Source organism: Rathayibacter sp. AY1C9 (assembly GCF_002932315.1).
In the GTDB taxonomy this organism is placed as follows: domain Bacteria; phylum Actinomycetota; class Actinomycetes; order Actinomycetales; family Microbacteriaceae; genus Rathayibacter.
Map to the genome: position 1 here is coordinate 130123 of NZ_PSVZ01000006.1, position 6000 is coordinate 136122.

The following is a 6000-nucleotide window of genomic DNA, read 5'->3' on the forward strand; positions in this document are numbered from 1 at the left end:
GATAGCGTCGAGGCACCCGATCGGCGCGGCTTGGCGCGCCTGCACGGGCACCCCGTCGCGACCCCGCGCACCGCACCGCAGCAGCCCTGACGATCCCCACCCGAGGAGTCCCCTTGACCCTGTCGCCCCTCCGCTCCCTCCCGGCCTTCGACCGCCGCAGCCTCCTCCGCCTGGCGGGTGTCGCCGGCCTCGCGATCGGCGGCGCCTCCGTCCTCGCCTCCTGCGCCTCCGACTCCTCCGGCGCGTCCGCCGCGGACGGCGGCGACCTCGGCACCCTCAAGGTCCAGCTCTCCTGGATCAAGAACGAGGAGTTCGCGGGCGAGTTCTTCGCCGACTCGAAGGGCTACTTCACCGAGGCCGGCCTGGCAGGAGTGACGCTCACCCCCGGCCCCTCGACGGGCGTGGCCGAGCTCCTCTCGGGCAGCGCGGACGTCGCGCTCAGCGACGCCGTCTCGATCGGCACCGCGATCGCCCAGCAGGAGGCCCCGCTCAAGATCATCGGCGCGACCTACCAGAAGAACCCCTTCACGGTCCTCTCGATCAAGACCGCCGGGAACATCGCCACTCCGGCCGACCTCGCAGGGAAGAAGATCGGCGTCCAGGCCTCGAACACCTCCCTGTTCCAGGCGCTGCTCGCCGCGAACGGCCTCTCCGAGTCCGACCTCACGGTCGTCCCCGTCGAGTACGACCCCTCCGTGCTCGTCAACGGCACCGTCGACGGCTTCATCGCCTACCTGACGAACGAGGCCATCACGGTCGCGGCCGAGGGCTACGAGGTCGTCAACCTGCCCTTCGCCGACAACGGCCTCCCCTTCGTCGCCGAGACCTTCTCGGTGTCGGAGCAGGCGATCGCCGAGAAGCGCGACGCTCTGAAGGCGTTCCTCGTCGCCGAGATCAAGGGCTGGACCGACGCGGTCAACGACCCGGAGGCGGGCGCGATGCTCGCCGTCGAGAACTACGGCAAGGACCTCGGCCTCAACGAGGAGTCCTCCAAGAAGGGCGCCACCATCCAGGCCGAGGAGCTGGTCGTCTCGGACGAGACGGTCTCGAACGGCCTCTTCACCATCTCCGAGACGCTGCAGTCCGAGACCATCGCGTCCCTCGCGGGCGCCGGGATCGACGTCACGGCCGAGGACCTCTTCGATCTGACCCTCCTCGACGAGGTCTACGAGGAGAACCCCGAGCTGATGAAGTACGCGGCCTGATCCTGATCCACGAAGGGCACCACTCGTGACCGACACGACCGACGCCGGCACCCTGCGCGACCAGGGTGCCGGCGGCACCGGCATCCAGATCCACGGCCTGTCGAAGACGTTCCGGATGGGCTCGCGCAGCGTCGCGGCGCTGCAGGACACCGACCTCCACACCGACCAGGGCAGCTTCCTCGCCCTGCTCGGCCCGTCGGGGTGCGGCAAGTCGACCATCCTGCGCATCCTCGCGGGGCTGGAGGAGCCGACGTCCGGCTCCATCCGGGTCGACGGCCGGACCCCCCAGGAGCTGCGCCGCGACAACAAGCTCGGCATCGCCTTCCAGGACCACGCGCTCCTGCCGTGGCGCAGCGTCATGGCGAACATCCGCCTGCCGTTCGAGATCGCGGGCAAGAGCGTCGACCAGTCCTACATCGACGAGCTGATCGACCTCGTCGGCCTCCGCGGCTTCGAGAAGGCCAAGCCGGCCCAGCTCTCGGGGGGCATGCGCCAGCGCGTGTCGATCGCGCGGTGCCTGATCCTCAAGCCCGAGGTCCTGCTGCTCGACGAGCCGTTCGGCGCCCTCGACGACATGACGCGGCAGAAGCTCAACCTCGAGCTGCTGCGGATCTGGACCGAGAAGCCCGCCACGACGCTCCTCGTCACGCACGGCATCTCGGAGGCGATCTTCCTCTCGGACCGCGTCGCGGTGATGAGCCCGCGCCCGGGACGGGTGAAGGAGATCATCGACATCGACCTCCCCCGCCCGCGCACCCCCGAGATGCAGCGCACCCCCGAGTTCCACGCCTACGTCGACCAGGCCTCCGAGCTGCTGTTCGGCGACGGCGGCGCGGCCGCGGACGACCGCGTCTAGGAGGCACCGTGGCCACCACGCTCCCCGCGGCCCCGCGCCGCACCCTGTCCCTGCCTCCGTGGCTCACCGGGCTGATCGGCGTCGCCGCGATCGTCGCCGTCTGGTGGATCGTGGCGCTCGTCACCGCGCCCACCGGCGCCGCGACCTACGCGCCCGTCCCCACTCCCGTGCAGGTCGTGCAGACCGCGATGGAGGACGGCGCGGGCTTCTACTGGCGCAACTTCTCCGTCACGATCGGCGAGGCGGCCGTCGGCTACTTCTGGGGCAACCTCCTCGCGCTCGTGCTCTCGGCGCTCGTGCTGGTCCTGCCCTGGCTGGAGGGGGTCGTCTCGCAGCTCGCGGTCATCACGTACTGCGTGCCGATCGTCGCCATCGGAGCGATCGTGCTGCTGATCCTCGGCGGTGCGGACGCTCCCGGGAAGGCGAGCGCGACGGCGATCTTCCTGGCCGGCCTCTCGGTGTTCTTCACCACGGTCGTCGGCAGCCTGCTCGGGCTTAAGGCGGCCGACAAGGCGGCGCTCGACGTCGTCACGGTCTACGGGGGCTCGCGCTTCACTCAGCTGCGCAAGGTCCGCCTGATCGCGGCGCTGCCCAACATCCTGTCGGCGCTGCAGATCGCGGTGCCCGCGGCCTTCCTCGGCGCGATCCTCGGCGAGTACTTCGGCAAGATCGAGACGGGCGTGGGCCCGATCCTGGTCGCAGCGCAGGTCTCGCTGAACTCGCCCCGCGTCTGGGCGCTCTTCCTCCTCTGCGCGGGCGTCGCGCTCCTCGGCTACGGCATCGTCGGACTGATCGGGCGCCTCATCGCGCCCTGGTCCTCCGGAAAGCGGGCATGACCATGACGACCACCGTCCCCGACCGCACGGAGCAGTCCACGGCCACGTCGATCCTCGCGGTCGACGAGCTGCGCCGCCAGCTGCGCACGGCCGCCCTCGGCGCGACTCTCAAGAGCCTGCGCAAGAGCCTGCTCGTCGCCCTGTCGACGATCGTGATCGTGCTGGCGATCTGGATCGGCGTGGTCCTCTTCAGCGGGGTCTCGCCCTACGTGGTCAAGGGCCCGTGGGACGTCTGGCAGCACCTGGTGACCGATGCGAAGGCCGCGGAGCACCGCGCCGAGCTGGGCGGCCTCTTCGCCGTGACCATGGGCGACGCACTGATCGGCTTCGCGGCCGGCCTGGTCGTGGCGATCCTCGGCGCGATCCTGTTCCGCCTGTCGAAGGGCATCGAGCACGCGCTGATGCCGTTCGCGATGCTGCTGCGCTCCGTGCCGCTGATCGCGATGGCGCCGCTGATCATCCTGGTCTTCGGGACCGGCTCGATCGCCTCGGTCGCGGTCATCGGCGGGATCGTCGTCCTGTTCCCCGCGCTGGTGACGATCGCCTTCGGCCTCAACAACGCCTCCCCGCAGATGCTCGACGTGGTCGCGGTCTACGGCGGCAGCACTCTCACCGCGATCCGCAAGGTGGCCATCCCCGGCTCGCTGCCCTCGCTCTTCGCCGCGGTCCGCATCTCGGTGCCCGGAGCGATCACGGGCGCGCTGCTCGCCGAGTGGCTCTCCACCGGTGCGGGCATCGGCGGGGCGATCAACGCCTGGTCCGCCCAGGCCCGGTTCGCGGACGTCTGGTCGGCGGTCGTGCTCGTGACCGGCGTCTCGCTCGTGCTCTACATGCTCGTGCAGGTGCTCGAGACCTTCGTCCTCTCCCGGATGTCCCTCTCCCTCACCTGACTCCGTCCCTTCCCCCGCGAAGTGCCACTCGACGAGGGCTCGCCCAACGGGTCGCGTACCCGGGTGGCGTCTCGCGGGAAGGGGGAGGGCAGGGGGAGCGGAGCGACGGGGCCCGGTCAGACGGTGACGATCGCGTCGACGCGGTGGCCGGCCAGCACCTCGCGGCCGCCGAGCCCGTCGAGCTCCATGACCACCGCGATCCCCTCGAGGCTCCACCCTGCGCGCTCGATCAGGCGGCGGCTCGCGTCGAGCGTGCCCCCGGTCGCCAGCACGTCGTCGACCAGCAGCAGCCGCGAGCCGCGGGGCGCCGCGTCCTCGTGCACCTCCAGCATCGTCTCGCCGTACTCGAGGGTCGCCTGCTCGCGCAGCACGGCCCGCGGGAGCTTGCCGGGCTTGCGGATGGTGACGACGCCGAGACCCGCCGAGTAGGCGGCCGCTGCGGCGAGCAGGAAGCCGCGCGCCTCCACGCCCGCGATCGCGTCGATCCGGCCGCGGTAGGGCTCGATCAGCGCGTCGGCCACCGCCCGCAGGGCCTCGCCGTCGCCGAAGACCGGCGTGAGGTCGCGGAACAGGATGCCCGGGCTCGGGAAGTCCGGGACGACGGCGGTGAGACGGTCGACGTGGTCGGCGGCGGTCGTGGTCACGGGGAACCTCCGGGTCGGCGGGTGCGCCCGGGCCGTCCGGCGATCGGGCCCTGGGAGTCTACGACCGGCCGCGGTCTCCTGCGCTTCGGAGGCGGTCAGTAGACTCCTTCCCGACCGCTCCCGTCTCCGGGAGCCCACCCGTCAAGAGGAGATAGTTGTGGCCCTTATCGAGGCAGTCGTCGCCCGAGAAATTCTGGACTCCCGTGGCAACCCCACGGTCGAGGTCGAGGTCCTGCTCGAGGACGGCGCGTCCTCGCGAGCGGCCGTCCCGTCCGGCGCCTCCACGGGCGCGTTCGAGGCGTACGAGCTCCGCGACGGCGACTCCGACCGCTACCTCGGCAAGGGCGTGCAGAAGGCCGTCGACGCCGTCATCGACGAGATCGGCCCGGCCATCGAGGGCTTCGACGCCACCGACCAGCGCCTCGTCGACGCCGAGCTGATCGAGCTCGACGGCACCGAGAACAAGTCCCGCCTGGGCGCGAACGCGATCCTCGGCGTCAGCCTCGCCGTGGCCAAGGCCGCCGCGCAGTCGTCGGACCTCGACCTGTTCCGCTACGTCGGCGGCCCGAACGCGCACACCCTGCCCGTGCCGCTGATGAACATCATCAACGGAGGCGCGCACGCCGACACCGGCGTCGACATCCAGGAGTTCATGGCCGTCCCGCTGGGCGCCGAGTCCTTCTCCGAGGGCCTGCGCTGGGGCGTCGAGATCTACCACGCGCTCAAGGCGCAGCTGAAGAAGGCCGGCTTCGCCACCGGCCTCGGCGACGAGGGCGGCTTCGCCCCCGACCTGCCCACCAACCGCGAGGCGCTCGACTTCATCCTCAAGGCCGTCGAGGCCGCCGGCTTCACCCCCGGCAAGGACATCGGGCTCGCGCTCGACGTCGCCTCCTCGGAGTTCTACGAGGACGGCGCCTACACGTTCGAGGGCAAGAAGCTCTCGGCCGAGGAGCTCTCCTCCTACTACGCCGACCTCGTCGCCAACTACCCGCTGGTCTCGATCGAGGACCCGCTGGACGAGGACGACTGGGCCGGCTGGACCCACCTCACCGCGGCCATCGGCGACAAGGTGCAGCTCGTCGGAGACGACCTGTACGTCACCAACCCGGTGCGCCTCGCCCGCGGCATCGCCGAGAAGGCCGGCAACTCGATCCTGGTCAAGGTGAACCAGATCGGCACGCTCACCGAGACGCTCGACGCCGTGGCCCTGGCCCAGCGCAACGGCATGACCGCGATCCTCTCCCACCGCTCCGGCGAGACCGAGGACACCACCATCGCCGACCTCGCGGTCGCGGTGGACGGCGGCCAGATCAAGACCGGCGCCCCGGCCCGCTCGGACCGCGTCGCGAAGTACAACCAGCTGCTGCGCATCGAGGAGATCCTGGGAGGTGCGGCGACCTACGCGGGTCGCTCCGCCTTCCCGCGCTTCTCGGCGTAGTCTCGGCACGCCGGAGCGGCCCCGGAGCCCAGCACCTCGGTGCGGGCGCCGGGGCCGCTCCACTTCCCCCGCCGCGATCGAGGAGGCACCCGCCCATGGCCCGTCCGCCCCGCCGCCCCTCCGCTCCCGGG

At 71.2% G+C, this 6000-nt stretch carries 6 protein-coding genes; 5 read left to right on the top strand and 1 reads right to left on the bottom strand.

All coding sequences use genetic code 11. The features are described from left to right. Positions 1 to 113: 113 nt before the first annotated feature. From C5D09_RS06765 to C5D09_RS06780, 4 genes are all read left to right on the top strand, one after another. Entirely contained in the window at positions 114 to 1205 is a 1092-nt protein-coding gene (locus tag C5D09_RS06765; RefSeq protein WP_258059873.1) for an ABC transporter substrate-binding protein, read from the top strand. 115 nt (positions 1206 to 1320) lie between these two features. Beyond that, positions 1321 to 2061 carry an ABC transporter ATP-binding protein gene (locus tag C5D09_RS06770; protein ID WP_104222373.1) on the top strand — a complete coding sequence of 247 codons (741 nt, stop codon included), beginning with the start codon at positions 1321 to 1323 and terminating at the stop codon, positions 2059 to 2061. Positions 2062 to 2069: 8 nt separating this feature from the next. Continuing rightward, the gene (locus C5D09_RS06775) at positions 2070 to 2897 is read left to right on the top strand and encodes an ABC transporter permease (RefSeq protein WP_258059477.1); all 828 of its coding nucleotides are present in this window, start codon (positions 2070 to 2072) and stop codon (positions 2895 to 2897) included. Then, positions 2894 to 3787 (top strand): ABC transporter permease, encoded by an 894-nt coding sequence (locus C5D09_RS06780; protein WP_104268905.1) that lies wholly within the window; start codon positions 2894 to 2896, stop codon positions 3785 to 3787. Before C5D09_RS06775 ends, C5D09_RS06780 begins: the two co-directional genes overlap by 4 nt. 116 nt (positions 3788 to 3903) lie before the next feature. On the opposite strand, the gene C5D09_RS06785 is transcribed toward C5D09_RS06780, so the two are convergent. Then, positions 3904 to 4431, bottom strand: coding sequence for an adenine phosphoribosyltransferase (locus C5D09_RS06785; RefSeq protein ID WP_104222360.1), 528 nt, complete (start codon positions 4429 to 4431; stop codon positions 3904 to 3906). Between the two features lie 157 nt (positions 4432 to 4588). On the opposite strand from C5D09_RS06785, the gene eno reads away from it, so the two are divergent. Then, positions 4589 to 5869: a phosphopyruvate hydratase gene (gene eno, locus C5D09_RS06790; RefSeq protein WP_104222361.1), complete on the top strand. Its 1281-nt coding sequence runs from the start codon at positions 4589 to 4591 to the stop codon at positions 5867 to 5869. Positions 5870 to 6000 lie beyond the last annotated feature (131 nt).

What these genes read in the sequence shown, in the direction of transcription:
- C5D09_RS06770 (WP_104222373.1), top strand. Translation starts at nt 1,321, where the DNA reads ATGGGCTCGCGCAGCGTCGCGGCGCTGCAGGACACCGACCTCCACACC.
- C5D09_RS06780 (WP_104268905.1), top strand. Translation starts at nt 2,894, where the DNA reads ATGACCATGACGACCACCGTCCCCGACCGCACGGAGCAGTCCACGGCC.